The organism is Streptomyces sp. NPDC005722 (assembly GCF_040630935.1).
GTDB lineage: Bacteria > Actinomycetota > Actinomycetes > Streptomycetales > Streptomycetaceae > Actinacidiphila.
Map to the genome: position 1 here is coordinate 52,731 of NZ_JBEXYN010000018.1, position 26,996 is coordinate 79,726.

General features: G+C 72.3%; 15 protein-coding genes. 6 read left to right on the forward strand and 9 right to left on the reverse strand.

The features are described from left to right. Positions 1 to 36: 36 nt before the first annotated feature. The 3 genes from ABZ479_RS21690 to ABZ479_RS21700 all read right to left on the reverse strand — a co-directional run bounded on the left by ABZ479_RS21690 (position 37) and on the right by ABZ479_RS21700 (position 5,442). The gene (locus tag ABZ479_RS21690; RefSeq protein WP_500463111.1) at positions 37 to 1,494 is read right to left on the reverse strand and encodes a maltokinase N-terminal cap-like domain-containing protein; all 1,458 of its coding nucleotides are present in this window, start codon (positions 1,492 to 1,494) and stop codon (positions 37 to 39) included. A gap of 253 nt (positions 1,495 to 1,747) precedes the next feature. Beyond that, positions 1,748 to 3,448, reverse strand: coding sequence for a maltose alpha-D-glucosyltransferase (gene treS / locus ABZ479_RS21695; protein ID WP_499602389.1), 1,701 nt, complete (start codon positions 3,446 to 3,448; stop codon positions 1,748 to 1,750). After that, on the reverse strand, positions 3,445 to 5,442 hold the full coding sequence (locus tag ABZ479_RS21700; RefSeq protein WP_500463112.1) for an alpha-1,4-glucan--maltose-1-phosphate maltosyltransferase: 1,998 nt from the start codon (positions 5,440 to 5,442) through the stop codon (positions 3,445 to 3,447). Before ABZ479_RS21700 ends, treS begins: the two co-directional genes overlap by 4 nt. A gap of 567 nt (positions 5,443 to 6,009) precedes the next feature. Between ABZ479_RS21700 and glgP the strand changes: the two genes are divergently transcribed. Beyond that, positions 6,010 to 8,646, forward strand: coding sequence for an alpha-glucan family phosphorylase (gene glgP, locus ABZ479_RS21705; protein WP_500463113.1), 2,637 nt, complete (start codon positions 6,010 to 6,012; stop codon positions 8,644 to 8,646). Between the two features lie 89 nt (positions 8,647 to 8,735). Here glgP and ABZ479_RS21710 read toward each other — a convergent pair whose 3' ends face one another. The 5 genes from ABZ479_RS21710 to glgX all read right to left on the reverse strand — a co-directional run bounded on the left by ABZ479_RS21710 (position 8,736) and on the right by glgX (position 19,474). Beyond that, positions 8,736 to 11,111 (reverse strand): M4 family metallopeptidase, encoded by a 2,376-nt coding sequence (locus ABZ479_RS21710; RefSeq protein WP_500463114.1) that lies wholly within the window; start codon positions 11,109 to 11,111, stop codon positions 8,736 to 8,738. A 1,025-nt stretch (positions 11,112 to 12,136) separates the two neighbouring features. Further along, the gene (locus ABZ479_RS21715) at positions 12,137 to 14,032 is read right to left on the reverse strand and encodes an ABC transporter ATP-binding protein (RefSeq protein WP_500463115.1); all 1,896 of its coding nucleotides are present in this window, start codon (positions 14,030 to 14,032) and stop codon (positions 12,137 to 12,139) included. After that, the gene (locus ABZ479_RS21720) at positions 14,029 to 15,873 is read right to left on the reverse strand and encodes an ABC transporter ATP-binding protein (protein ID WP_500463116.1); all 1,845 of its coding nucleotides are present in this window, start codon (positions 15,871 to 15,873) and stop codon (positions 14,029 to 14,031) included. The genes ABZ479_RS21715 and ABZ479_RS21720 overlap by 4 nt, the downstream gene beginning before the upstream one ends. Before the next feature lie 34 nt (positions 15,874 to 15,907). Further along, positions 15,908 to 17,107: an MFS transporter gene (locus ABZ479_RS21725; protein ID WP_500463182.1), complete on the reverse strand. Its 1,200-nt coding sequence runs from the start codon at positions 17,105 to 17,107 to the stop codon at positions 15,908 to 15,910. 135 nt (positions 17,108 to 17,242) lie between these two features. Further along, positions 17,243 to 19,474, reverse strand: coding sequence for a glycogen debranching protein GlgX (gene glgX, locus ABZ479_RS21730; RefSeq protein ID WP_500463183.1), 2,232 nt, complete (start codon positions 19,472 to 19,474; stop codon positions 17,243 to 17,245). A gap of 307 nt (positions 19,475 to 19,781) precedes the next feature. Here glgX and ABZ479_RS21735 point away from each other — a divergent pair, with 307 nt between their 5' ends. From ABZ479_RS21735 to ABZ479_RS21755, 5 genes are all read left to right on the forward strand, one after another. Then, on the forward strand, positions 19,782 to 20,918 hold the full coding sequence (locus ABZ479_RS21735) for a L,D-transpeptidase (RefSeq protein ID WP_500463184.1): 1,137 nt from the start codon (positions 19,782 to 19,784) through the stop codon (positions 20,916 to 20,918). A 200-nt stretch (positions 20,919 to 21,118) separates the two neighbouring features. Further along, positions 21,119 to 22,297, forward strand: coding sequence for a L,D-transpeptidase (locus ABZ479_RS21740; RefSeq protein WP_500463185.1), 1,179 nt, complete (start codon positions 21,119 to 21,121; stop codon positions 22,295 to 22,297). A 58-nt stretch (positions 22,298 to 22,355) separates the two neighbouring features. Beyond that, positions 22,356 to 23,123: an enoyl-CoA hydratase/isomerase family protein gene (locus ABZ479_RS21745; RefSeq protein WP_499602377.1), complete on the forward strand. Its 768-nt coding sequence runs from the start codon at positions 22,356 to 22,358 to the stop codon at positions 23,121 to 23,123. 254 nt (positions 23,124 to 23,377) lie between these two features. Then, positions 23,378 to 23,875 (forward strand): ATP-binding protein, encoded by a 498-nt coding sequence (locus tag ABZ479_RS21750; protein WP_499602375.1) that lies wholly within the window; start codon positions 23,378 to 23,380, stop codon positions 23,873 to 23,875. A gap of 289 nt (positions 23,876 to 24,164) precedes the next feature. Next, positions 24,165 to 25,124, forward strand: coding sequence for a scabin-related ADP-ribosyltransferase (locus ABZ479_RS21755; RefSeq protein ID WP_500463117.1), 960 nt, complete (start codon positions 24,165 to 24,167; stop codon positions 25,122 to 25,124). Between the two features lie 219 nt (positions 25,125 to 25,343). Here the strand turns inward: ABZ479_RS21755 and ABZ479_RS21760 are convergent, their stop codons facing one another. Continuing rightward, positions 25,344 to 26,981, reverse strand: a complete 1,638-nt coding sequence (locus tag ABZ479_RS21760) for an FAD-dependent oxidoreductase (RefSeq protein WP_500463118.1) — start codon at positions 26,979 to 26,981, stop codon at positions 25,344 to 25,346. Between the last annotated feature and the right edge of the window lie 15 nt (positions 26,982 to 26,996).

A 26,996-nucleotide genomic window follows, 5' to 3' on the forward strand; every position in this document is an offset into this window, starting at 1 on the left:
TCAGGTCCTCCTCGGATGGGGCGTGGGGGTGCCCGGTCAGGGGGTGCGGCCGTGCGGCGGCTGCGCCAGACGGCGCACCGCGGCCATGGGGATGGGGAGCCAGGCGGGCCGGTGCCTGGCCTCGTAGAGCACTTCGTAGACGGCCTTGTCCGTCTCGTGGGCTCGTATGACGACGGGCTCGTCCCGCGGATCGGTCCCGGCGGCCTCCGCGTAGCCCGCGCAGAAGGCGGCGCGTTGCGCCTGAGCCCATTCGGGCGCCCCGGAGGCGGACGGGTCGTGGTGCCGGGCGGCGTAGTCGAAGGAGCGCAGCATCCCGGCGACGTCCTGCACCGGGGGCGCGGGACGGCGGCGTTCGGGCAGCGGCCGGGCCGGCTCGCCCTCGAAGTCGATCAGCACCCACTCTCCGGGAGCCGTGCGCAGGGCCTGGCCGAGGTGGAGGTCGCCGTGGATGCGCTGCGCGGCCAGCGTGGTGCCGCGCGTGCCGAGGGCGGCGAGGTCGTCGTAGGCGGCCCGCAGCGCCGCGCGGTACGGCCGCAGGGCCGGCACCGCCGCCGCGGCGGCGTCCAGCCGTCCGGCCATCGCGGCCGCGAGCAGTTCGATCTGCGGACGGCGCAGGGTGCTCGTCGGCAGGGCGCGCGCCAGCGCGAGGTGGACCTCGGCGGTGGCGCGCCCCAGCGCGTGCGCCTCGCCGGAGAAGTCCGAGCCGTCCTCGACGGCCTGCAGGGCGAGTTCCCACGCCCCGGCGGAACCGGGCAGGAAACGCTGCAGCACCCCGAGCGTGGCGGGCTCGTCGTACAGGCCGAGCGCCTCGAACCAGGCGGAGGGCGCGGCCACGCGCCGCGACCCGGCCCGCGCCAGGGCGAGGGAGAGCTCCAGGTCCGGGTTGGGGCCGGGGGCGACCCGCCGGAACAGCTTGAGGATGAAGGCGTCGCCGTAGATGACCGAGCTGTTGGACTGCTCCGCGGTGGACAGCCGGGGCGCCAGCCCCGCCGGGATCGCCGCGCCCGGCTCGGAGCCGAAGCGCAGGTGCCCGGTACGGCCGGGCGCGCGTAGCCGTTCCAGCAGCAGGGACGTCAGACGCGGGTCGTGCAGCGCCTCGTAGATCGTCAGGCCGTCCAGCGGCCCGCCGACCGCGTGCCCGACGAGGGCGGGCGCGAGCGCGGGCGGCAGCAGCGCCCGGGTGCCCAGCAGCAACTGGTAGGTGTCGGCCGGCTGCCCGTGCCCGGTGCCGGGCATCCGCTGCTGCACGTCCTGGTGGACGTCGAGCAGCAGATGGAGCAGTCCCGGGGTGCCCAGCCGTCCGTCGGCGGGCAGCAGTTCGGTGGCCGAGACCAGTCCGAAGCCGCTGATCGGCCGCCCCTTCCCGGCGAACCACCGCTGCCGGGGCAGCCACTCCCGCAGCATCGGGACGAGCGCGGAGAGCAGCCCCGGCGCCGGGGGCACGGTGGTCCCCGACCGGACTGCGGAGGTGCGAAGCCACGAGGTGTCCGACATGACGTCCTTTCCTCGGGTGCCGGGCCTGCTGGTTCCCTAAGTGAAGGGGGGCGCTGCGGCGATGGTCCGACGAGTGGGACGTGTCGGACGAATATCATCCGAGCCGGTGGAGCAATTGGCGTACTTGGCGTACGAGGGACAAGGGCCCGTACAGCATCCGATATGACGCTGGATCCGGCAGGGGGAGCCTGCCCCCGCGGCCCGGCACGAAACCGTGCCGGGCCGCCGGGTCGCCGTCACCCGGCGGGTCCGCCTACACCGTTTCGCGGCGCAGCCGGAACCAGTAGAAGCCGTGACCGGCGAGGGTGAGCAGGTAGGGCCATTCGCCGACGGCCGGGAAACGCACCCCGCCGATCAGCTCGACGGGGTGCCGGCCGGTGAAGGCCCGCAGGTCGAGCTCGGTGGGCTGGGCGAAGCGCGAGAAGTTGTTGACGCACAGGACGAGGTCGTCCTTGTACTCGCGCAGGAAGGCCAGGACGGCCGGGTTGGTGGAGGGCAGCTCGGTGTACGAGCCGAGGCCGAAGGCCGGGTTCTGCTTGCGGATCTCGACCATCCGGCGGGTCCAGTGCAGCAGGGAGCTCGGGGAGCTCATCTGCGCCTCGACGTTGGTGACTTGGTAGCCGTAGACCGGGTCCATGATGGTCGGCAGGTAGAGCCGGCCCGGGTCGCAGGAGGAGAAGCCCGCGTTGCGGTCCGGGGTCCACTGCATGGGGGTGCGCACCGCGTCGCGGTCACCGAGCCAGATGTTGTCGCCCATGCCGATCTCGTCCCCGTAGTAGAGGATCGGCGAGCCCGGCAGGGAGAGCAGCAGGGCGGTGAACAGCTCGATCTGGTTGCGGTCGTTGTCCAGCAGCGGGGAGAGCCGGCGGCGGATGCCGATGTTGGCCCGCATCCGCGGGTCCTTGGCGTACTCCGCGTACATGTAGTCGCGCTCTTCGTCCGTCACCATCTCGAGCGTCAGCTCGTCGTGGTTGCGCAGGAAGATGCCCCACTGGCAGTTGCCCGGGATGGCCGGGGTCTTGGCCAGGATCTCCGAGACCGGGTAGCGCGACTCCCGGCGCACCGCCATGAAGATGCGCGGCATGACGGGGAAGTGGAAGGCCATGTGGCACTCGTCGCCGCCCTTGGCGTAGTCGCCGAAGTAGTCGACCACGTCCTCCGGCCACTGGTTGGCCTCGGCGAGCAGGACCGTGTCCGGGTAGTGGGCGTCGATCTCCTCGCGCACCATCTTCAGGAAGTCGTGGGTGCGCGGCAGGTTCTCGCAGTTGGTGCCTTCCTCCTGGTACAGGTACGGCACCGCGTCCAGCCGGAAGCCGTCGATGCCGAGGTCCAGCCAGAACCGCAGGGCGGCCAGGATCTCCTCCTGGACCTTGGGGTTCTCGTAGTTGAGGTCCGGCTGGTGCGAGAAGAAGCGGTGCCAGTAGTACTGCTTGCGCACCGGGTCGAACGTCCAGTTGGAGCTCTCGGTGTCCACGAAGATGATCCGGGCGTCCTGGTACTGCTTGTCGTCGTCCGCCCAGACGTAGTAGTCGCCGTAGGGGCCGTCCGGGTCCGTGCGGGACTGCTGGAACCATTCGTGCTGGTCGCTGGTGTGGTTGACGACGAAGTCGATGATCACCCGCATCCCGCGTTGGTGGGAGGCGTCCACGAATTCCACGAAGTCGGCCAGGTCGCCGAACTCCGGGAGTACGGCCGTGTAGTCGGCGACGTCGTAGCCCCCGTCCCGCAGCGGCGAGGCGAAGAACGGCGGCAGCCACAGGCAGTCGACGCCCAGCCACTGCAGATAGTCCAGTTTGGCGGTGAGTCCCTTGAGGTCGCCGATGCCGTCGCCGTTGCTGTCCTGGAAGGACCGTACGAGCACTTCGTAGAAGACGGCCCGCTTGAACCAGTCGGGGTCCCGGTCCTTGGCCGGGGTGTCTTCGAACGTGTCAGGTACGGGTTCGTTGACGATCAAGTGGGTGACCCTCCTGTCGATGGAGTAGGTCGCAGGGTGAGGATGTGCGCGGGCGCGCGGCCCGGCTCGAGGCGCACATAGTTGTCCCTGCCCCAGTGGTAGGTCTCGCCGGTGAGCTCGTCGCGCACCGGGATGGACTCGTGCCATGCGAGGCCGAGTTCCGGCATGTTCAACGAGACGGTCGCCTCCTGGGTGTGGTGCGGGTCCAGGTTGACGACCACCAGTACGACGTCGCTGCCGTCGCCCGAGCGCTTGGAGTACGCCAGCACCGCGTCGTTGTTCACGGGGTGGAAGCGCAGGTCGCGTAGCTGCTGGAGCGCGGGGTGGCGGCGTCGCAGCCGGTTCAGCGTGGTGAGCAGCGGAGCCAGCGAACGGCCGTCGGCCTCGGCTGCCGCCCAGTCGCGGGGCTTGAGCTCGTACTTCTCCGAGTGTAGGTACTCTTCGCTTCCCTCGCGCACCGGCGCGTTCTCACAGAGCTCATATCCGGCGTACACCCCCCATGTGGGGGAAAGGGTCGCCGCCAGGACCGCACGCGCCTCGAACGCCGGGCGGCCGCCGTGCTGCAGGTAGGCGTGCAGGATGTCCGGGGTGTTGACGAAGAAGTTGGGCCGCATGTAGCTCGCGGTCTCGCCGGACAGCTCCGTCAGGTACTCCGTCAGCTCCTGCTTGCCGTTGCGCCAGGTGAAGTACGTGTACGACTGCTGGAAGCCGATCTGGGCCAGCGTGTGCATCATGGCCGGACGGGTGAACGCCTCCGCCAGGAAGATGACGTCGGGGTCGGTGCGGTTGACCGCGGCGATGACCTTCTCCCAGAAGACCACCGGTTTGGTGTGCGGGTTGTCGACCCGGAAGATCCGCACCCCGTGGTCCATCCAGTGCCGCAGCACCCGCTCGGTCTCCTGGACGATGCCGGCGAAGTCGGCGTCGAAGGCGACCGGGTAGATGTCCTGGTACTTCTTCGGCGGGTTCTCGGCGTACGCGATCGAGCCGTCCGCCCGGGTGGTGAACCACTCGGGGTGCTTGCCGACCCACGGGTGGTCGGGCGAGCACTGCAGCGCGAAGTCCAGGGCGATCTCCAGCCGCAGCTCGCGTGCCCGCTCCACGAAGAAGTCGAAGTCCTCGATCGTCCCGAGGTCCGGGTGGACGGCGTCGTGACCGCCCTCCGCGGAGCCGATTGCCCAGGGCGAGCCCACGTCGTGGGGGCCGGCGTCGAGCGTGTTGTCCGGTCCCTTGCGGAACGCTGAGCCGATCGGGTGGACGGGCGGCAGGTAGACCACGTCGAAGCCCATCGCGGCGATCGCCGGCAGTCGCTCGGCGGCCGTGCGGAAGGTGCCGGACCTCGGTGGTCGCCGGCCCGTGGGGTCCACCACGGCGCCCTCGGACCGGGGGAACATCTCGTACCAGGACCCGAACAGCGCCCGCTGCCGCTCCACCTGGAGGGCGGCCGGACGGGAGGCGCTCACCAGGTCGCGCAGCGGGTGCCGGCCGAGGACCTCCAGCACGTCGGGCGCGAGGGCGGCGGTGTGCCGCTCGGCGGGGGTGCGGGAGGTGTCGCGCAGGGCGTCGACCGCGGCCAGCACCACGGCGCGGCCGTCCTTCTTGGGTACCCCGGCCGCCGCGCGCTCGTGCAGTTCGGCCCCCTCCGCGAGGACCAGTTCGGTGTCGATGCCCGCCGGGACCTTGATGCCCGCGTGGTGCCGCCAGGTGGCCACCGGATCGCTCCAGGCCTCCACCGTGTACGTCCAGCGGCCCTCCGCGGTGGGCGTCACCTCGGCGCCCCACCGGTCGGTGCCGGGGGCGAGTTCGCGCATGGGGATCCGTGGCCCGGAACGTCCGGCGGGGTTGCGCAGGACCACGTTCGCCGCCACCGCGTCGTGTCCCTCACGGAACACCGTGGCGGTGACCTGGAAGGTCTCGCCGACCACGGCCTTGGCGGGGCGGCGGCCGCAGTCGACCAGCGGGCGGACGTCCAGTACGGGGATGCGACCGATCATTGCGCCTCACCAGTTTGTGCGGGTGGCCGGACGGGTACCTTCCGCTCTTTTTATCTGCTCCTTCGGATGCCTGCCTGTGGGCATGACCGCTCCTGTCCGCGTTCACTCGGGTGGGCGGATACGAGTTGTGGTGGGGGAGGGTTCGGCGCCGCGTCGCGCAAGGTTGAGCCTGCCCATTGGATGACGGTCGAATACTCCCGGGGAAGGGGTACTGGCGCGTAAGTTGCGCTCCGGGGGCCCCGGCGGCGCCCGGACGCAGACAACCGGCCACCCTCCGGCGGGCCGGCGCGCGTCCCCCGCCGGGGCGCCGGGCCGCCCTCCGTGGCCCCGTCCCGGCCGTCCGTCGTAGCCCCCGCGGTGCGCTCCGGCCGACGGCCCTGCAGCGCCGGTCGTAGCCGCCGCCCGACACGCTGACGAGGCGTCGGCGGGACCGCGCGCGGGGGCCCCGGGGCGCCCGGGACGTGCCGGTACGCCAGGGCACGGGTGCCGCGCGGCGCCGCCCGGCTTCGGGATGTTGGGTCCCCGGTTGTCACCACCGCACCGAAAGATGCCGCTACCGTCGGAGATGTGAAGGCTATTCGTCGATTCACCGTGCGAACCGTCCTGCCCGAACCACTACGTCCCCTGGGGGAGCTCGCGCAGAATCTGCGCTGGTCCTGGCACAACGAGACCCGGGAGCTGTTCCAGTCCGTCGACCCCGAGGGCTGGAGAGCGGCGGCCGGCGACCCGGTGCGGCTGCTCGGCGCCGTCTCGAAGGACCGGCTGAACGCCCTCGCCAAGGACCGCAGGTTCCTCCGCCGGCTCGGCACCGCCGTCGAGGACCTCCACGACTACCTCGGCAACCCGCGCTGGTACCAGGGCGCGGCCGAGGCCGGGGAACTACCGGCCGCCGTGGCGTACTTCTCCCCGGAGTTCGGCATCACCGCCGCGCTGCCGCAGTACTCCGGGGGCCTCGGCATCCTGGCCGGCGACCATCTCAAGGCGGCCAGCGACCTGGGCGTGCCGCTGATCGGGGTCGGCCTGCTCTACCGGCACGGCTACTTCCGCCAGTCCCTGTCCCGGGACGGCTGGCAGCAGGAGCACTACCCGGTGCTCGACCCCAACGAGCTGCCGCTCTCGCTGCTGCGCGACGAGGACGGCGGTCCCGTCCTGATCACCCTGGACCTCCCCGGCGGACGCGGCCTGCGCGCCCACGTGTGGCTGGCCAGGGTCGGCCGCGTCCCGCTGCTGCTGCTCGACTCCGACGTCGAGGAGAACCACCCCAACGAACGGGACGTCACCGACCGCCTCTACGGCGGCGGCAGCGAGCACCGGCTGCTCCAGGAGATGCTGCTCGGCATCGGCGGCGTCCGCGCCGTACGCACCTACTGCGCGCTGACCGGGCACCCGGAGCCCGAGGTCTTCCACACCAACGAGGGGCACGCGGGCTTCCTGGGCCTGGAACGCATCCGCGAGCTCGCCGCCGAGGGAGAAGGGCTGGATTTCGACTCCGCCCTGGAGGCCGTGCGGGCCGGGACGGTCTTCACCACCCACACCCCTGTGCCGGCCGGCATCGACCGCTTCGACCGCGAGCTGGTCGCCCGGCACCTCGGCGACGAGGGCGAGCTGCGCGGCGTGGACGTCCAGCGGGTGCTGGAGCTGGGGATGGAGACCTACCCCGGCGGCGACCCCAACGTCTTCAACATGGCGGTGATGGGGCTGCGGCTCGCGCAGCGCGCCAACGGCGTGTCCACCCTGCACGGCGGGGTCAGCCGCGAGATGTTCGCCGGGCTGTGGCCGGGCTTCGACCCGGAGGAGGTGCCGATCACCTCCATCACCAACGGGGTGCACGCACCCACCTGGGTGGCGCCCGAGGTGTTCCGGCTCGGCGCCCGCCAGGCCGGTGCCCAGAACGCCGAGGACGCCATGACCACCGGGCTCGCCGACACCTGGGAGAGCGTCTTCCGCATCCCGGACGCCGCGATCTGGGAGCTCCGCCGGGACCTGCGCGAACAGCTGGTGCGGGAGGTGCGCCGCCGGGTGCGCGCCTCCTGGCGGCAGCGCGGCGCCGGTTCCGCCGAGCTGGGCTGGGTCGACGACGTCCTCGACCCGGACGTGCTGACCATCGGCTTCGCGCGCCGCGTGCCGTCGTACAAGCGGCTCACCCTGATGCTGCGCGACCAGGACCGGCTGATGGAGCTGCTGCTGCACCCGTCCCGGCCGATCCAGATCGTCGTCGCCGGCAAGGCGCACCCGGCCGACGACAGCGGCAAGCGGCTGGTGCAGGAGCTGGTGCGGTTCGCCGACGACCCCCGGGTGCGGCACCGCATCGTCTTCCTCCCGGACTACGACATGGCCATGGCGCAGCACCTCTACCCCGGGTGCGACGTCTGGCTGAACAACCCGCTGCGGCCGCTGGAGGCCTGCGGCACCTCGGGGATGAAGGCCGCGCTCAACGGCTGCCTCAACCTGTCCGTCCTGGACGGCTGGTGGGAGGAGTGGTTCGACGGCAACAACGGGTGGGCGATCCCCACCGCCGACGGGTTCGGCGCGGCCGGCGACCCCGACCGCCGCGACGACATCGAGGCCGCCGCCCTCTACGACCTGATCGAGAACCAGGTCGCGCCCCGCTTCTACGACCGCGGCGCGCACGGTCTGCCGGTCCGCTGGATCGAGATGGTCCGGCACACCCTGAGCACCCTGGGGCCGAAGGTGCTCGCCGGGCGCATGGTCCGCGAGTACGTGACCCGGCTGTACGCGCCCGCCGCGCGCGCCCACCGCCTGGCGGGCGGCGGGGAGTGCGTCGAACTCGCCGCGTGGAAGCGGCGGGTGCGCGAGCAGTGGCCCCTGGTCGGGGTCGACCACGTGGAGACCGGTGCCTCGGTCGGCGGCTCGCCCGAGCTCGGCACCACGCTCACCCTGCGGGTCCAGGTGGCCCTCGGCGGCCTGGAGCCCGGGGACGTGGACGTCCAGGTGGTGTCCGGGCGCGTCGACGAGTCCGACCGCATCGCCGACCCGACGGTGGTCTCCCTCAAACCGGGCGGCCGGCCTGACCTGGAGGGCCGCTGGCTCTACGAGGGCCCGCTCGCGCTCGACCGGACCGGCCCCTTCGGCTACACCGTCCGCGTCCTGCCGATGCACCGGCTGCTCGCCTCGGTCGCCGAACTCGGGCTGATCGCCGTACCGCCCGAGGCGGCGGGGATGACGGCCGGCGTGCTGCGCTGAACCGTACGCCCGCGGGAACCGGAGCGGACCGGGCCCCGGCCGTCGCTGTCGACGGCCGGGGCCCGGCGTGTGCGGTCAGCCGACGGGGATCAGCTGCTGGTGTTCACCGCGGTGTCGTCGACCACGAAGCTCGTCTGCAGCGAGGAGTCCTCGGTGCCGGTGAACTTCAGGGTGACGGTGGAGCCCGCGAAGGAGTTCAGGCTGAAGGACTTCTGGGTGTAGCCCGAGGCCTTGTTGAGGTTGGAGTAGGTGGCCAGGGTGGTCGACCCGGCGGTGACCGTCAGCTTGTCGTACTGGGTGCTGGTGGTCGTCTCGGCGGAGTCGATGTGCAGCCAGAAGGTGAAGGTCGCCTTGCAGCCGGCCGGGATGGTCACCGACTGGGTGAGCGTGTCGGTGTGGGTCGAGCCGTAGCCGTCCAGCCACGCCTTGTACGAACCGCCGTGGGCGGCCTGGCCGCTGTCATTGGTGATCACACCGCTGCTCGCCGTCCAGGAGGCGCTGCCCGACTCGAAGCCCGGGTTGCCGAGCAGTTGTGCCGAGGCGCAGCTGCCGGGCGTGGTGACGGTCCACGTGAACGAGGCGGTGCCGGTCTTGGCCGCGGAGTCGGTCACCGTGACCGTGGTGTTGTACGTGCCCGCGGCGGTCGGGGTGCCGGAGATCAGGCCCGTGGAGCCGTTGATCGACAGGCCGGCCGGCAGACCGCTCGCCGCGTAGCTCAGCGCGCCGCTGTTGGTGCTGCTCGCCTGGACCTGCAGGCTGACCGCGGTGCCCACGGTGCTGCTCTGGTTGCCCGGGTTGGTGACCGTCACGCCCGACACGGGCGCGTGGCTGCCGACGCCGATGCCCGCGAAGGCGTTCTGCACGCCCGCGTACTGTGCGGAGCCGGCGCCGTACAGCGCCTGGGCGGCGTTCAGGGCGGCGGTGCGGGCGCCCGCGTAGTTGGTGCTGCTCGTCATGTACGAGGTCAGCGCCTTGTACCAGATCTGAAGCGCGGCGGCGCGGCCGATGCCGGCGACGGCGATGCCGTCGGCGGTCGGGCTGTTGTAGCTGACCCCGTTGATGACCTTGGCGCCGCTGCCCTCGGAGAGCAGGTAGAACATGTGGTTCGCCGGGCCCGAGGAGTAGTGGACGTCCAGGTTGCCGATGCCGGAGTACCAGTTGTCCGGCGAGGTGCCGTCGCGGGACGGCTTGTCCTGGTAGCGCAGCGGGGTGCCGTTGCCGTTGATGTTGATCTCTTCACCGATGAGGTAGTCACCGATGTCGTTGCTGTTGTTGGCGTAGAACTCGACGCCGGTGCCGAAGATGTCGGAGGTCGCCTCGTTCAGGCCGCCCGACTCCCCGGAGTAGTTGAGGTTCGCGGTGGCCGAGGTGACGCCGTGGCTCATCTCGTGGCCCGCGACGTCCAGCGAGGTCAGCGCGTGGGTGTTGCCCGATCCGTCGCCGTAGGTCATGCAGAAGCAGCTGTCGTCCCAGAAGGCGTTGACGTAGCCGCTGCTGTAGTGGACCCGCGAGTACGCGGCGACACCGTCGTTGCGGATGCCGCTGCGGCCGAAGGTGCTCTTGTAGAAGTCCCAGGTGGTCTGGGCGCCGTAGGCGGCGTCGGCGCCGGCGGTCTGGGTGTTGGAGCCCGTGCCGTCGCCCCACACGTCGTCGGCGTCGGTGAACAGCGTGCCGGTGCCGGAGGTGCCGCGGTTGAGGTTGTACGTCTTGTGGCCGCCGCGGGTCGTGTCGTACAGCTGGTACGTCGAGCCGGACAGCGTCGTGGACAGCGTCACCTGGCCGCTGTACTGGGTGTTGCCGGTGCCGGTCTTGATGTCCTGGAACCGGTACAGCTCCTTGCCGGTCACGGCGTCGGTGACGACGTGCAGCCGGCTCGGCGTGCCGTCGTCCTGCAGACCGCTGACGACGCTCTCCCAGGCCAGCTTCGGCGTGCCCTGCCCGGCCCAGACGACCTTGCGGGCGCCGTCCGTGGCGGGTGCCTCGGCCTTCAGCGACTTGGCGGTCTTCAGCGCGGCGGTGGTCGCGGCGGACTCGGCGACCTTCGGCGTCGTCGAGGGGACCGTGATCCTCCGGTCGGTGTTGAACGTCGTGCCGACCGTGCCGGCGCCCTTGGCGGGCGTGTGCACCACGAGGTCGCCGCCCAGCACCGGGAGGCCGGCGTAGGTGCGCTCGTAGCGGGTGTGCAGCGTGCCGTCGGTGTCCTTGACGACGTCCTTGACGACCAGCTTCTCCTTGCTGCCCAGACCCAGGGACCCGGCCGTGACGGCCGTCCTTTCGCCGGCGCTCTTGATCAGCGCGGTGCGCTGGGCGGGGGTGAGCTTCGCCTCGAGGGCCCCGGTGCGGAGCTGGCTCGTGTGGGGGGCGGCGTTCGCCGTCGCGGACGTGGCCGGTATGCCGACGGCGATGAACGCGGCGGTGGCGACCACACTGGCGGCCGCGACTGCCTTGCGGGGGGATCGTCTCACTCGGACTCCTACTGCGTCGGCCGCGGTTGGCGGCCGGGGACAGCCGGGCAGACGGGGTGTGCTGCCCGGGCGGAACTAGCCGTGCGGGTGGGACGTGCGGAGTTCGGCCGGTGCGTCAGCACGAGGTGGTGCGGTGTGTGGGCGTACTGACGGCCGACCGGGGGAAGAGTGCCACTGTTCATGGCGTCGTGTCATGTACGTGACGAGAAGTTGGCCGAATTCGTCCTTTGAGGGGAACAGCGGGTTCGCATATCGGACAGGGTGGGGCGAAGTGCCGCTCCGGAGGCGGGGCCGAGGCGGGTGGGGGGTGGTGCGGCGGTGGGGGTGGCGCGGCGGTGGGTTGTTCGGGTGTCGCGCCGTCTCGCGCCCTTCGGGCGCAAAGATGCTGGCTGCGGACGGGAGGGTGGGGGGCCGGGGGCGGTCGGCAGTGTGCGGGCGCGTGGGTGGCTGGCGTTCAGGCGCCGGAGCGGGTTGCCTTTCCGGTGGCCTGGGGTCCCGTTGCCGTCCGCGAGTACAGACGGCCGCTTCCACGCCCACTGCCGGTGGTGGGCGCGCCCGCCGTAACCCGCGACTGCGGGTATTTCGGGGTGCTGTCGCGCGGTCGGTGGGAGATCGGGCCCGCTTTCGGCGGTATATCCGGCGGAACAGAGCCCGATCTTTGAGCGGACGGAGATCGGGCTCTCTTTCAGCGGTATAGACGTCGAAACAGAGCCCGATGTCGGGGAAGCACCCGCAGACGCCGGTTACGGCGGGCGCGCCACCCACGAACGGTGGGCGTGGTCACCGGCCATCTGCACCCGCGGACGGCAACGAGACCTCCGCCACTGGAAAGGCACCCCGCTCCGGCGCCTGAACCCCAGCCGACCACCGGGCCGCACACTGCACACAAGGCAAGCCCCCCCACCCTCCCCTCCGCAGCCAGCGCTGTGCGCCCGAAGGGCGCGAGACGCCGCGAAAGCCGAACAACCGGCCCGGCACCCACGGGCCCCAGCCCGGCACCCACCGGCCCCGGCCCCGCCCCGCCCCTACACGAGGCTGTCGCGCCAGGCCTGGTGGAGATCGGCGAAGCGGCCCGCGCCCGAGACGAGTTCGTCCGGGGTGCCGTCCTCCACGATGCGGCCCTGGTCCATCACCAGGACCCGGTCCGCGATCTCCACCGTCGACAGCCGGTGCGCGATGATCACGGCCGTGCGGCCGCGCAGCACCTCGCGCATCGCCTGCTGCACCGCGCGCTCGCCCGGTACGTCCAGGGAGGAGGTCGCCTCGTCCAGGATGAGCACCGCAGGGTCGGCGAGCAGCGCCCGGGCGAAGGCCACCAACTGGCGCTGGCCCGCCGAGATGCGGCCGCCCCGCTTGCGCACGTCGGTGTCGTAGCCCTCGGGCAGCGCCGCGATGAAGTCATGGGCGCCGATGGCCCTCGCGGCCGCCTCGATCTCCTCGCGGGTGGCCTCGGGGCGGCCGATGGAGATGTTCTCGGCGACGGTTCCCGAGAAGAGGAACGCCTCCTGGGTCACCATGACCACCCCGCGCCGCAGTTCGGGCAGGGCCAGGTCGCGCAGGTCCACCCCGTCCAGGGTGACCCGGCCGTCGGTCGGGTCGTAGAACCGCGCCAGCAGCTTGGCCAGCGTCGACTTGCCCGCGCCGGTGGCGCCGACCACCGCGACCGTCTGTCCGGCGGGCAGCCGCAGGTCGAAGCGGGGCAGCACCTCGCCGCCCGTGCGGTAGGCGAAGCGGACCCCCTCGAAGACGACCTCGCGGCCCGGGATGTCCTTCTCCGTGGCCGGCAGCGCCCGCGGCGTCTCCGGCTCGGGCACGGACGGCCGCTGGGCCAGCAGACCGGCGATCTTCTCCAGCGAGGCGGCCGCCGACTGGTAGGAGTTGAGGAACATGCCGAGCGGGTCGATCGGCGCGTACAGCCGCCGCAGGTAGAGCACGAAGGCGGCCAGCACACCCAGTGCGAGGGAGCCGGAGGCCACGCGGTACGCGCCCCACAGCACCACCAGCGCCACCGAGGTGTTGGCGATCAGCCAGGAACCGACGGTGAAGCGGCCCATCTCCAGGATCGCGTCGCCGTTGGCCTGCCGGTGGGCGGTGTTGAGCTCGTCGAACGCCTCGTCGTTGGCCTTCTCGCGGCGGAAGGCCTGTACGGGCCGGATGCCGTTCATCGTCTCGGTGAAGCGCACGATGACGGCGGCGATCGCCGCGGAGCGGCGCGTGTAGACCTTCGCCGACCGGCGCCGGAAGATCCGCACCGTCACCACCAGCGGCACGGCCGTGGCGAGCGCGAACAGGCCGAGCCCCCAGTCCAGCCACAACAGTACGGCCGAGATGTACAGCACCGACAGCCCGACGTTCAGCAGCTCCTGGAGGCCCTCGGTCAGCAGCTCCCGGATCGACTCCACGTCGGAGGTGGCGCGGGCGATGATCCGGCCCGAGGTGTACCGCTCGTGGAAGTCCAGGCCGAGCGCCTGGGCGTGCCGGAAGATCCGGCCGCGCAGGTCGACCAGCACGTCCTGGCAGACCCGGCCGGCCTGCCGGATGAACGAGCGCTGCAGCAGACCGCCGACGACGGCGCAGCCGATGTAGGCGACCGCCACCGCGATCAGCGGGCCGTGGTCGTCGCGGCGCAGCGCCGGGATGGCCCGGTCGATCGCCACGGCCACGATCAGCGGGCCCGCCTGCACGGCCGCCTGCTGCAGGAGAAGGAGTACGGCCGCCAGCCACACGCGCCGCCGGTGCGGTCCGACCAGTTCCCGGAGCAGGGCGCGTGACGCCCCCTCGGGTGCCGGCAGCCGGTCCTGGTCGAAGGGGTCGTCCGCCCGGCCGTCCCGGCCCTCCTGAGCCTTCCCGGTGTCCGGGCGCCCCGCCGGTTCCTCCTCGGCCGCCTGCTCGGCAGGCTGCGACTCCGTGACGGAGGTCATCGGGTGCTGCTCCCTTCGAATTGCGGGCGGTCCGGCCCGGCGGGCGTGCTCCCGTCCCGGCCGGACATCAGGCGGCGGTAGGCCGCGGAGGAGGACAGGAGCTCCTGGTGGGTGCCGACCGCCGTGATCCGGCCCTCCGACAGCAGCGCCACCCGGTCGGCGAGCATCACCGTGGACGGGCGGTGGGCGACCACCAGCGCCGTGGTGGTGGCCAGGACCTGGCGCAGGGCCGCCTCGACGAGGGCCTCGGTGTGCACGTCGAGGGCGGACAGCGGGTCGTCCAGTACCAGGAAGCGCGGGCGGCCGACGACCGCGCGGGCCAGCGCGAGCCGCTGCCGCTGACCGCCGGACAGGCTCAGGCCCTGCTCGCCGACCTGGGTGTCCACACCCTGCGGCAGCTTGTGGACGAAGTCGCACTGGGCGATCTCCAGCGCCCGCAGCAGGTCGGTCTCGTCGGCGTCGGGCGCGCCCATCAGCACGTTCTCCCGGACGGTGGCGGAGAACAGGGTCGGTTCCTCGAAGGCGGTCGCGACCAGGGAGCGCAGCGCGGACCGGGTCAGCAGCGCCGCGTCGGTGCCGTCCAGCGTGATGCGGCCGCCGGTCGGCTCGTACAGCCGTGGGATGAGCGAGGTCAGGCTCGTCTTGCCGCTGCCCGTGGCGCCGACCAGCGCCACCGTCTCGCCGCTGCGGATGTGGAGGTCGATCCCGGTGAGCAGGTCGGGGGTGCCCTCGGGGGCGTCGGGGTAGCGGAAGCGGACGGCGCCGAACCGGATGCCGTCGGCGGGCCGCCCCTCCTCGCCGGAGTCCGTTCCCGCCGCCGTTCCCGTACCGGTCTCCGGCGGGACCTCGGTGTCCAGGACCTCGAAGACGCGGTCGGCGGCGGTGGCCGCCTCGTTGCTGAAGGACAGCAGCCAGCCCAGCGACTCCACCGGCCAGCGCAGCGCGAGCGCCGTGGAGAGGAAGGCGACCAGGGTGCCCGCCGACAGGTCGCCGTCGGAGACCTGCACCACGCCGAGGACCAGCGCCGCCCCGAGCGCGACGTCCGGCAGCCCGACGATGACCATCCACAGGTCGGCCAGCAGCCGCGCCTTGCGCAGCTCGGTGCCGCGCAGCTCGCGCGACTGCCGGCGGAAGGCCTCGGCCTGGCTGCGGTGGCGGCCGAAGGCCTTGATGATGCGGATGCCGAGCACCGACTCCTCGACCAGCGTGGTCAGGTCGCCGACCTGGTCCTGCGCGGCCCGGGAGGCGAGCTGGTAGCGCGACTCGAAGTAGGAGCAGAGGATCACCAGCGGCACGACGGGGACCAGCAGGATCAGCCCCAGCGACCAGCGCTGCACGAACAGGATGCCGAAGCCCGCCACGATGGTGGCGGTGTTGACCACGAGGAAGACCATCGGGAAGGTCAGGAACATCCGCAGGATCTGCAGGTCGTTCGTGGCGCGCGAGAGCAGCTGCCCCGATCCCCAGCGGTCGTGGAAGGACACCGGCAGCCGCTGCAGCCGCCGGTACAGGTCGGCCCGCATCGTCGCCTCGAGACCGGCCATGGGCCGGGCCACCAGCCAGCGCCGCACGCCGAAGAGCCCGGCCTCCAGGAGACCGAGCAGCAGCACCAGCCCGCCGCCGAGCCACACCCCGGACGGGTCGTGGTGGGCGACCGGGCCGTCCACGATCCACTTCAGGACCAGCGGGATCAGCAGTGCCAGGCAGGAGGCGACCACGGCCACGCCCGCGGAGCCGAACAGCCGGTGGCTGACCGGCTTCGCGTACGGCCACAGGCGCAGCAGCGAGCGCACCGCGGATCGGGAACGTTCGGGCTCGGGTTGGTTGGTCGACTCAGGCATCGTTCCAGAGACTACGTGGCGCCGCCGACAACGCTCATCCGGATTTTCGGCCGAGGTCGCGCACGGCCGGCACCGCGAGCAGCGCCACGCACACCAGCAGGGTCACCGCACCCCCGGCGAGCAGCACCGGGCGCGCCCCGAACACGCCCGCCGCCGGCCCGGCGAGGGCCTGGCCGACGGGCAGCATGGCGACCGAGCCGGCGACCTCGTACGCGTGGATCCGGTTGAGGATCTCGCCGGGCACCTGGGTCTGGACGCTGGTGGCCCACATCACACTCCAGAACGCCCAGGCCGTCCCCGCGACCAGCACCGCCGCCGCGACCGCCGGCACCGGCAGCCCCGCGCCGACCGCCGCCGGGTAGAGCGCGAACCCGAACAGCGCCACGGCCCCGCCCCGCAGCGGCCGGGCCGGCCGCAGCCGTATCGCCAGCAGCCCGCCGAGCGCGGTGCCCGCCCCCAGCGCGGAGGAGACCAGGCCGTACGCCTTAGGACCGTGCTCCGGCAGGATCTCCCCGGCGGCCAGCGGGGTCACCGGTCCCATGACGAGGATCATGAAGCCCATCCAGATGACGATCACCGACCACATCCAGGTGCGGGCCCGGAACTCCCGCCACCCCTCGACCAGGTCGGCCCGGAAACTGCTGCGCGCGGCGGCCCCCCGCGCCTCCCGGGCGGTGCGCCCCGGCAGCCGGAGCAGCAGCAGGCAGACGGCGCTCACCGCGTAGGTGCCCGCGTGCACGGCGAACACCCCGCCCGCCGAGGTGAAGGCCACCAGCACTCCGGCGAGCGCCGGGCCGGCCAGCGCCATCAGCGACTCGGCGGTGCGCACCACCCCGTTCGCCTCCTGGACGTCCCGGGCCACCTGGGGCACCGTGCTGGCCACGCCCGGCTGGAACATGGCGCCCGCCACGCCGTTGACCGCGCCGATCACGCAGATCTGCCAGAGCACGACGTGGCCGGAGAAGAAGAGCCAGGCGGCCAGCGACTGCGTGCCGACCCGCGCCAGGTCCGCCCCGATCATCAGGCCGCGGGCGCTGAAGCGGTCGGCGAACACCCCGCCGAGGACGACCAGCCCGGCGAAGCAGGCGGTGAAGGAGGCCATGGCGTAGCCGATGTCGCCGGCGCCGTAGCCGTGCTGGAGCAGTCCCGCCGACAGCGCGACGGGCAGCATCGAGTCGCCGAGCATGGCGACGCTGCGGGCGGTGAAGTACAGGCTGAACCCCCGTGACCACAGGCGGTCCCGGGGAACGGCCGGCGTGTCGAGGCCGGAGGCGCACGGCGGCGAGGGCGGAGATGCGGAGGTCACGGACGACGAGTGTGGACTGGACCAATCGGCCGAGTCCACACCTTTGCCGCCGCGTCTCGTCCCTCAGACGGCGCGCAGCAGCAGCACCGTCCTCCCCGGCACGGTCAGCGCCCGTCCGCCGCGGTGCCGGGTCCCCGGCGGTTCGGCCTGGTCCTCCCGCGAGGTGTCGAGCAGCAACTCGTACTCCCGTGCCCACGGCCCGCCCGGCAGGGTGAAGCGGACCGGGCGGTGCGAGGCGTGGAAGACCGCCAGGAAGCTGTCGTCGGTGACCGGGCGGCCGCGCGCGTCGCGGTGCGGGATGTCGGCGCCCGACAGGTACATCCCGAGCGTGGACGTGGGTCCGTACCAGTCGGCGTCGGTCATCTCCCGCCCCTGCGCGGTGAACCAGGCCAGGTCCCGCAGCCCCTCGGCGGACTGCGGCCGGCCGGAGAAGAAGGCCCGCCGGCGCAGTACGGGGTGCGCGCGGCGCAGCGCGATCAGCCGGGCGGTCAGTTCGCGCAGCGAGGCCCAGGCCGGCTCCTCCGGCAGCGACCAGTCCAGCCAGCTGATCTCGTTGTCCTGGCAGTACGCGTTGTTGTTGCCGCCCTGGGTGCGGCCCGCCTCGTCGCCGGCCACCAGCATCGGCACACCGGTCGACAGCAGCAGGGTCGAGAGCATGTTGCGCAGCTGGCGGCGGCGCAGCTCGCCCACGGCCGGGTCGTCGGTCTCGCCCTCGTGGCCGCAGTTCCAGGCCCGGTTGTCGTCGGTGCCGTCGCGGTTGTCCTCGCCGTTGGCCTCGTTGTGCTTGCGCTCGTAGCTCACCAGGTCGCGCAGGGTGAAGCCGTCGTGCGCGGTGATGAAGTTGACCGAGGCGTACGGACGGCGACCGCCCCACGCGTACAGGTCGCTGGAGCCGGACAGCCGGTACCCCAGGTCGCGCACGTCGTGCCGGCTGCCGCGCCAGAAGTCCCGGACGGTGTCGCGGTAGCGGTCGTTCCACTCCGTCCACAGCGGCGGGAAGGCGCCGACCTGGTAGCCGCCGGAGCCGACGTCCCAGGGCTCGGCGATGAGCTTGACCCGGCGCAGCACCGGGTCCTGGGCGATGACGGCGAGGAAGGGGGAGAGCATGTCGACGTCGTGCATCGACCGGGCGAGCGCCGCGGCGAGGTCGAAGCGGAAGCCGTCGACGCCCATCTCGGTCACCCAGTAGCGCAGGGAGTCGGTGATCAGCCGCAGCACCTGGGGCTGGACGACGTGGAGGGTGTTGCCGCAGCCGGTGTAGTCCGCGTAGCGGCGCGCGTCGCCCGCCAGCCGGTAGTAGCCGCGGTTGTCGATGCCGCGCAGGGAGAGGGTGGGCCCGAACTCGCTGCCCTCGGCGGTGTGGTTGTAGACGACGTCCAGGATCACCTCCAGCCCCGCGTCGTGCAGGGCGCGCACCATGCGCTTGAACTCGCCCACCTGCTGCCCGCGGGTGCCGGTGGCGGCGTAGCCGGCGTGCGGGGCGAAGTAGCCGATCGAGTTGTAGCCCCAGTAGTTGCGCAGGCCCCGGCGGAGCAGGTGGTCCTCGTGCGCGAACTGGTGCACCGGCAGCAGTTCGACCGCCGTCACGCCGAGGCCGGTGAGGTACTCGATCGCCGCCGGGTGGGCCAGCCCGGCATAGGTGCCGCGCAGTTCGGGCGGGATGCCGGGGTGGCGCATGGTGAAGCCGCGCACGTGCAGTTCGTAGATGACGGAGTCGGCCCAGGGCGTCTTGGGCCGGCGGTCGTCCGTCCAGGGGTCGTCGTCGTCCACCACGACGCCCTTGGGCACGTACGGGGCCGAGTCGCGGTTGTCCCGGACGGTGTCGGCGACCGACTGCTCCGGCCAGTCGCGGACGTGGGCGTACACCTCGGGGGGCAGTGTGAAGTCGCCGTCGACCGCCCGCGCGTACGGGTCCAGCAGCAGTTTGGCCGGGTTCCAGCGGGCACCGGTCCACGGGTCCCAGCGGCCGCCCACCCGGTAGCCGTAGCGGTGGCCGGGCAGCACCCCCGGCACGAAGCCGTGCCAGATCTCGTGGGTCAGCTCGGTGAGCGGGACCCGGGTCTCGGTCCCCTCGTCGTCGAACAGGCACAGCTCGACCGCCTCGGCGCCGCCCGCCCACAGGGCGAAGTTCGTGCCCGGTCGTCCGTCCGGGCCGGTGTGGAAGCGGGCCCCCAGCGGCTGCGGGCTGCCCGGCCACACCACGGCGTCCCCGGCGGGCCCGGGCACCGCCGGGGCGGTCTCCGGGCGCGGCAGCGGCACGGCCACGGGGGCGGTCCGGTGGCCGTTCGGGCGCAGCTGTCCGGCCCGGTCGACCGATTCGTCCTCGCGCGTCTCCGACACGTGCTCGCCTCCTGCGGCTCGGGGGACGCCGGACCCGGCCGGCGCCGGCCGTGCCCGTGCGCGGCGCGGTGTCCCTCCGCGCGCGCGTCGCGCCCTCCCGCTTTACCTTCCCGTTCACCCTGCGGCGTCACACGCGTGATCGATCGGACGCATCGCAGACGTTTCCCCGGGGCCGTCCGGTCGTTGACCGAGCGTGACGACTGCGGTGCGGCGCGCTCTGCGCGCGGGGGCGGGGCTTGCCACCGCCATGTGGCTGACCGGGATGCTGACGGCGTGCGGGCTGGGGTTCGGGCCCGCGGACAGCGGGGCGCCGGCCGACGACACCCCGAAGGTGTCCGAGGCGAGGATCAGGATCATCCCGGTGGACGGGGCCGAGGACGTGAAGGCGGACGACCCGCTCACGGTCGAGGCCGAGGACGGCCGGCTCACCTCCGTCAACGTCGAGGACGGGGACGGGGAGGTGGTCGAGGGCGTGTTCACCGCCGACCGGTCGCGCTGGCACGCCAGGTCCCGGCTGTCGCTCTCGGAGAAGTACACGGTGGACGCCGTCGCCGAGGACACGGGCGGCCGGCGCGCCGCCAAGCACGCGGTGTTCACCACCCTCGTCCCCAAGAACACCCTCATCGGCTACTTCACCCCCGAGGACGGGCAGACCGTCGGCACCGGCATGATCGTCTCGCTGGACTTCAACCGGCCGGTCGCCGACCGCGAGGCCGTCGAGCGCGCCGTCGGCGTCACCTCCTCGCCCGCGGTGGAGGTCGCCCCCCACTGGTTCGGCGACCGCCGCCTCGACTTCCGTCCCCGCGAGCGCTGGGTGCCCGGTACGAAGGTGACGCTCTCGCTGCGGCTGCGCGACATCGAGACCGCCCCCGGTGTCTACGGGGTGCAGTCCAAGGACGTGACCTTCGACATCGGCCGGGACCAGACCAGCACCGTGGACGCCGCCGCGCACACCCTGACGGTGAGCCGCGGCGGGCAGGTCACGCGCGTCCTGCCGATCTCGGCGGGCGCCCCGTCCAACCCGACGTACAACGGCGCGATGGTGATCTCCGAGAAGCTCCGGCTGACCCGGATGAACGGGGACACCGTCGGCTTCGGCGGCGAGTACGACATCCCGGACGTCCCGCACGCCATGCGGCTCACCCGCTCCGGCACCTTCGTGCACGGCAGTTACTGGGCCGCGCCCGGCACCTTCGGCGCGGCCAACACCAGCCACGGCTGCGTCGGCCTCTACGACGTGAAGGGCGGCGGCACCGCCACCCCGGCGGGCTGGTTCTTCGCGCACTCGCTCGTCGGCGACCTCGTCACCGTGGTCAACTCCCACGACCGCACCGTCTCCCCGGACAACGGCCTGGGGGGCTGGAACATGTCCTGGGAGCAGTGGGCGGCCGGCGCCTGAGACCCGTACCGTCGACTGGGACGGAACGGTGACAAAACCGGGATCCCCAACACCGGTTCCGTGTGGTTCGCTAGCGCAAGGTGAGGGGGACTCACACGTGGGCAGCGGGCCACGGGCCGGTTTTGGGGAGACGACAGTTGAAGGCGATACAGGGCGCGCCGGGCGCGAGGCGGACCACCTTGGCCCTGGCGGTGGGGGCGATGCTGCTCCTGGTCAGTGCGTGCGGGGGCAGTGCCAACGGCGACAGCAAGGGCGGGGACAAGGCCAAACCCGGTGCCTCGGCCTCACAGGGCGGCAAGGGCGACACGACCGAGTCGCAGGCCGTCGTCACCATCGCGCCGGAGGACGGCGCCGACGAGGTGGCCACGACGGGGGACCTGAAGGTCACCGCCGGCAAGGGCAAGCTGACCTCGGTCGTGGTGAAGAGCGGCAAGGGCGACCCGGTCGAGGGCAAGATATCCGCCGACGGCGGCAGTTGGGAGCCGACGGAGACGCTGGGCACCTCCACCGAGTACTCGGTGGACGCGATAGCCAAGGACGGCGCGGGCCGTGAGTCGGCGAAGCACGCGAGCTTCACCACGGTCACCCCGAAGGACACCTTCATCGGTTTCTTCACCCCCGAGGACGGCCAGACGGTCGGCGTCGGCATGCCGGTCTCGCTCAAGTTCAACCGGGCGATCACCGACAAGAAGGCGGTCCAGGACGCGATCGAGGTGACCGCGAACCCCTCGGTCCCCGTCGTCGGCCACTGGTACGGCGACCAGCGCGTCGACTTCCGTCCCGAGAAGTACTGGGCCAAGGGCACCAAGATCACGCTCTCCCTGCGGCTGAACGGGGTCGAGGCCGCCAAGGGCGTCTACGGCACCCAGTCCAAGGACGTGCACTACACCATCGGGCGCAGCCAGGTCAGCATCGTCGACGCCGCCAAGCACACGATGAAGGTCTACCGCGACGGCAGCCTGCTGAAGACCATCCCGATCACCTCGGGCGGGCCCGGCACGACGACGTACAACGGCAAGATGGTCATCACCGAGCGGTACAAGGTGACCCGCATGAACGGCGACACCGTCGGCTTCGGCGGCGAGTACGACATCAAGGACGTGCCCAACGCCCAGCGGCTGACCACCTCGGGCACCTTCATCCACGGCAACTACTGGGCCTCGCCCGGTACCTTCGGCAACGCCAACGTCAGCCACGGCTGCGTGGGCCTGCGGGACGTGCGCGGCGGCAACGGCGACACCCCGTCCTCGTGGTTCTACAACAACTCGATGATCGGTGACGTCGTGCAGGTCAAGAACTCCCACGACAAGACGGTGCAGTGGTGGAACGGGCTCAACGGCTGGAACCTGCCGTGGAGCGAGTGGACCCCCGCCTCCTGACGCGCCCCGTGAGGCACGTCGCAGCGTAAACGGGCGTTCACGGATACCCTCGTCGGCCATGACAGTTAATCTCGAGGTCGACGAGGGTGTCGGCACCATCCGCCTGGACCGCCCCCCGATGAACGCCCTGGACGTCGCGACCCAGGACCGGCTCCGCGAGGTGGCGGAGGAGGCGTCCCGGCGCGAGGACGTACGGGCCGTCGTGATCTGGGGCGGCGAGAAGGTGTTCGCAGCGGGCGCGGACATCAAGGAGATGCAGGTCATGGACTACGAGGCCATGGCCGTGCGGGCCCGCGCACTGCAGGACTCCTTCACGGCGGTCGCCCGGATCCCCAAGCCGGTGGTGGCCGCCGTGACCGGTTACGCCCTCGGCGGCGGCTGCGAACTCGCGCTCTGCGCCGACATCCGGATCGCCGCGGAGGACGCCAGGCTCGGCCAGCCCGAGATCCTGCTCGGCCTCATCCCCGGCGCGGGCGGCACGCAGCGGCTGTCGCGCCTGGTGGGCCCCGCCAAGGCGAAGGACCTCATCTTCACCGGCCGCATGGTCAAGGCCGACGAGGCGCTCACCATCGGCCTGGTGGACAAGGTGGTCCCGGCCGCGGAGGTGTACGCGGCGGCCCGCGCCTGGGCCGAGCGGCTGGCCCGCGGGCCGGCCCTGGCGCTGCGCGCCGCCAAGGAGGCCGTGGACGCCGGTCTGGAGACCGATCTGGAGACCGGCCTGACCATCGAACGGAACCTGTTCGCAGGGCTGTTCGCCACCGAGGACCGTACGACGGGCATGCGCAGCTTCGTCGAGGAGGGTCCCGGCAAGGCGAAGTTCCGCTAGATCCAACCCGGTTGAGTGACAGCCGGCACCCGTCGGGTCGCCTTAAGCCGACCTTAAGAGGACCTTAAGGCGACCTGCGCCGAATTCACCGGCCGTTCCTCTCCGACCCCCTCTTCGTGCAGGTGGGAGGGGTCGTGTGAGATCCATCATTGCCCTTGACATATGCCGGTACGGCAACTCGGAATGACGCGTTCCGCCCCGTCAATTCCCCCGATCCGCCCCGAACCCCCGTCGCGTACGGCCATCATGAGAGCATGGCGGGGCAGCAGGGAGCATCTGAGCAGCCGCAACGGGTGACGATCCCGGCGGCGGGGTGGCCGCCCACGGCGGTCGACGATCTGGCGGCGACGTCCCTCGATCTGTTGGGGAATCCCTCCGTGGACGAGGTGCGGCTCTCCTCGCGCCCGGAGTCCGCGGCCACGGCGCGCCGGCTCGCCCGGTCGGTGCTGCGGCTGTGGGGCCTGCCCCAGTTCGACGACGTCGTGGAGTTACTCGTCTCCGAACTCGTGGGCAATGCCGTGCGTCACACGGGGGCCCGCACGTTCGGTCTGCGCATGCTGCGCCGCCGCGGCTGGATCCGGGTGGAGGTGCGCGACCCCTCCCGGGCGCTGCCCTGCCTGATGCCGGTCCGCGAGATGGACGTGAGCGGGCGGGGGCTCTTCCTGGTCGACAAGCTCGCCGACCGCTGGGGCGTCGATCTGCTTCCGCGCGGAAAGACCACCTGGTTCGAAATGCGGGTCATGGACCGCTGAACGGCAAATGAACAGCTAGCCTGCGTTTGCAAGGTCAGTGTCCCACCTCACTCCCACATCGTGAGGTTTCAGCTGCGATGTCTCGTATAGTTGTGAAGCAACGGCCCCCATGACCCGGGCTCGGCCGTCCCAAGGCGTCGTGGATCACACCCCCTGGCTCCACGGCGAATCGAGAGGCCCCGGCAGCGTCGCACAAGGACGCGCAGGGGCCTCTTTCGCTTTCCGGCGGGACACGCCGACAAGGGTGACCATTCCGGCGACCGGGCGATATGGGGGTGATCGTGGGCATATGATCGCACTGCGCATGCTGCGCCGGCTCTGCGCCGCCGCCCTTCCGCTGGGGGTGCTCGCACTCCCCGTCTGCACGGCCGCCGCGGCCGTCGACCCGGGTCTTCCACGCGACCCGGCCGTCCCCGAATGGTGCCCCGTCGTCCCCGACCGGCTCTACGCCGCCGCGGACCCCGGAGTCGACCTCGACCGGATCAGGCCCGACGAACCGGCCTGGCGCTCCAACTGCAACGCCCTCTTCCGCGGCGACGACCGCCCGCCGGAGTCCGTGTTCAAGGACGGGTTCCGCCCCGAGGACGTGGGCGACGGCGAGTACGACCTCCAGGCCTACGCCCGGCGGGAGCAGCCCTCGCCGTTCGTGGCCACCACCTACGACCGTTCGACCCTCGCACAGCACACGACCGCCTACCACTACTACATCGACGCCCCCGGGGGCATCGAGCTCGACGAGACCCTCGGAACCCGGGAACTGCGTTCGGCGCGCACGGGCGTGGTCTTCCCCGGGGGTGTCGCCCGGCAGTTCATCGTGAAGGCCTGCCCGGTGGACAAGGCCACCAAGGCCGAACTCACGGCCCGGTGCGTGCCCAACCCGGCGTACTCGCCGTGGCGCGGCTGGCCCGCCCCCGACTGGACGGGCGTCAAGGAGCCCGCCGCACCACCCGCCCAGCCACCCGCCGCCCAGCCACCCGCCGCACGGCCGCCCGCCGCCCCCCCGGCCGCGCGGCCGGGTACGCAACCGGGTACGCAACCGGGCGTCCGTCCGTCCGCGCCGCCGGCCGTCCAGCAGGGCACGCCTCCGGCCGCACGGCCGTCCGCGCCGCCGGCTGCCCGGCCGGGTACGTCACCGGCCGGCCGGCCCGCGGCACCGCCCGCCGTCCAGCAGGGCACGCCTCCGGGCGCCCAGCAGGGGGCGCCCCGGACCCCGGCGGAGGGCGGAGGCGGGGGCGGCCCGGTGGGCTGACCCCGCCCGCGGCGCCTCCTTCGCCCCGGGTGCGGCGACCGGTTCCGGCCGGTCACCGCACCCGGGGCCAAGGCCGTTGTCCTCGCGGGGCGTTCTGTCCGATCCCGGTCCCGAAGCCGGCCGGCCCGGGGAGCCGGGGTGCCCGGGAAAGCCGACGGCGGCCACCAGCGCTCCGGGGAGCGTGGTGGCCGCCGTTCGTCCTGTGCGGCGGCGTGGCCCTCAGCCGAGCCGCAGCACCGTGGTGAGCACCTCGGTCAGCGTCGCCGTGGGGTCCTCCACGGCGTCACGGCTCCGCCATGCCACGAAACCGTCCGGGCGGACCAGGATCGCGCCGCTCGGCGTCATGCCGTGCACCGCCGTCCAGTCCGTGCCCGCCTCGGGCACCAGGTCGGCCTGCGTGGACTCGCCGAGCCGGTAAGACTCCAGTGGCACCCCGAGGCGTTCCGCGACCGCGCGGGCCGCGTCGTGCCAGGCCGTGCCCTTCGGCCCGTCGCCGGTGAGCAGCACCATGGAGCGCTCGTACAGGTCCAGCGTGGAGCGGCGCTCGCCCTCCCGGGTGGTCACCCACACGTGCGGCGAACGGCCGCCGGGCTCGGCGACCGGCCGGAAGTCCTCGGGGACGACGGGCCGTCCGGGGTCCGCGCCGAGGAAGGCGCCTTCCGGGTAGCGGTAGCCCAGCGCGACCACCAGTACGCCCTTCTGGGGGCCGCCGCCGGCCGGCGGCGCGTAGCCCGGGTGGGCGTGCTCGGCGGAACGGGCGGAGGCCCGCTCGCCGGTGGCCACGGCGACCGGGCGGCGCTCCGCCTCGTACGTCTCCAGCAGCCCCGGTCCGGCCCAGCCGCCGGTCACCGCGGCGAGTTTCCACGCCAGGTTGTGGGCGTCCTGGATACCGGTGTTGGAGCCGAAGGCGCCGGTGGGGGACATCTCGTGGCACGAGTCGCCGGCCAGCAGCACCCGCCCGCGCCCGTAGGAGTCCGCGACCCGCTCCGCGGCCCGCCAGGGGGCCCGGCCGGTGATCTCGACCTCCAGGTCCGGCACGCCCACCGCGGTGCGGATGTGGGCGGCCAGCCGCTGGTCGGTGAAGTCCTCCGGCGTCTCGCCGCGCTCGGGGTGCCAGGGCGCGTGGAAGACCCAGTTCTCCTCGTTGTCGACGGGCAGCAGCACACCGTCGGCGTCCGGATTGGTCAGGTAGCACGCGATGAAGTAGCGGTCGCCCACCGCGTCGGCCAGCCGCTTGGCGCGGAAGGTGGCGCTGATGTTGGCGAAGAGGTCGCCGCGGCCGGAGTGCCCGATGCCCAGGGCGCCCCGCACGGGGCTGCGCGGGCCGTCGGCCGCCACCAGGTAGTCGGTCCTGACGGTGCTGCGCTCGCCGGTCTCCCGGTCCATCAGCTCGCAGGTGACGCCGTCGTCGTCCTGGGTGAACGACAGCAACTCGGTGCTGAAGCGCAGGTCGCCGCCGAGCGTGCGGGCGTAGTCCAGGAGCACCGGCTCCAGGTCGTTCTGGCTGCACAGGCACCAGCCGCTGGGGCTGATCCCGGACAGCCGTCCGCCCGGGTCGATCTCCCGGAACAGCCACTCCGCGTTGTCCGAGGTCAGCGATTCGGCCTGCAGGATGCCGTGGTTGTCGGCGAGTACGGAGGCGGCCCGCCGGATCAGCGGCTCCGCCCCGGCCGTACGGAACAGCTCCATGGTCCGCAGGTTGTTGCCGCGGCCACGGGGGTGGATGGAGGTACCCGGGTGCTTCTCGACGAGGACGTGCCGGACGCCGAGCCGGCCCAGGAAAACCGAGCTGGAGAGCCCGACGAGGGAGCCCCCCACGATGAGGACCGGAACCCGGTCTTCGGCCTGTGGAGTCATAGCTCCCTTGATGCC

Coding starts and splice junctions, on each gene's coding strand:
- ABZ479_RS21715 (WP_500463115.1), bottom strand. CDS start 14,032: ATGACCTCCGTCACGGAGTCGCAGCCTGCCGAGCAGGCGGCCGAGGAG.
- ABZ479_RS21700 (WP_500463112.1), bottom strand. CDS start 5,442: ATGATCGGTCGCATCCCCGTACTGGACGTCCGCCCGCTGGTCGACTGC.
- ABZ479_RS21745 (WP_499602377.1), top strand. CDS start 22,356: ATGACAGTTAATCTCGAGGTCGACGAGGGTGTCGGCACCATCCGCCTG.
- ABZ479_RS21690 (WP_500463111.1), bottom strand. CDS start 1,494: ATGTCGGACACCTCGTGGCTTCGCACCTCCGCAGTCCGGTCGGGGACC.
- ABZ479_RS21755 (WP_500463117.1), top strand. CDS start 24,165: ATGATCGCACTGCGCATGCTGCGCCGGCTCTGCGCCGCCGCCCTTCCG.
- ABZ479_RS21750 (WP_499602375.1), top strand. CDS start 23,378: ATGGCGGGGCAGCAGGGAGCATCTGAGCAGCCGCAACGGGTGACGATC.
- ABZ479_RS21740 (WP_500463185.1), top strand. CDS start 21,119: ATGCTGCTCCTGGTCAGTGCGTGCGGGGGCAGTGCCAACGGCGACAGC.
- ABZ479_RS21760 (WP_500463118.1), bottom strand. CDS start 26,981: ATGACTCCACAGGCCGAAGACCGGGTTCCGGTCCTCATCGTGGGGGGC.
- ABZ479_RS21735 (WP_500463184.1), top strand. CDS start 19,782: ATGCTGACGGCGTGCGGGCTGGGGTTCGGGCCCGCGGACAGCGGGGCG.
- ABZ479_RS21720 (WP_500463116.1), bottom strand. CDS start 15,873: ATGCCTGAGTCGACCAACCAACCCGAGCCCGAACGTTCCCGATCCGCG.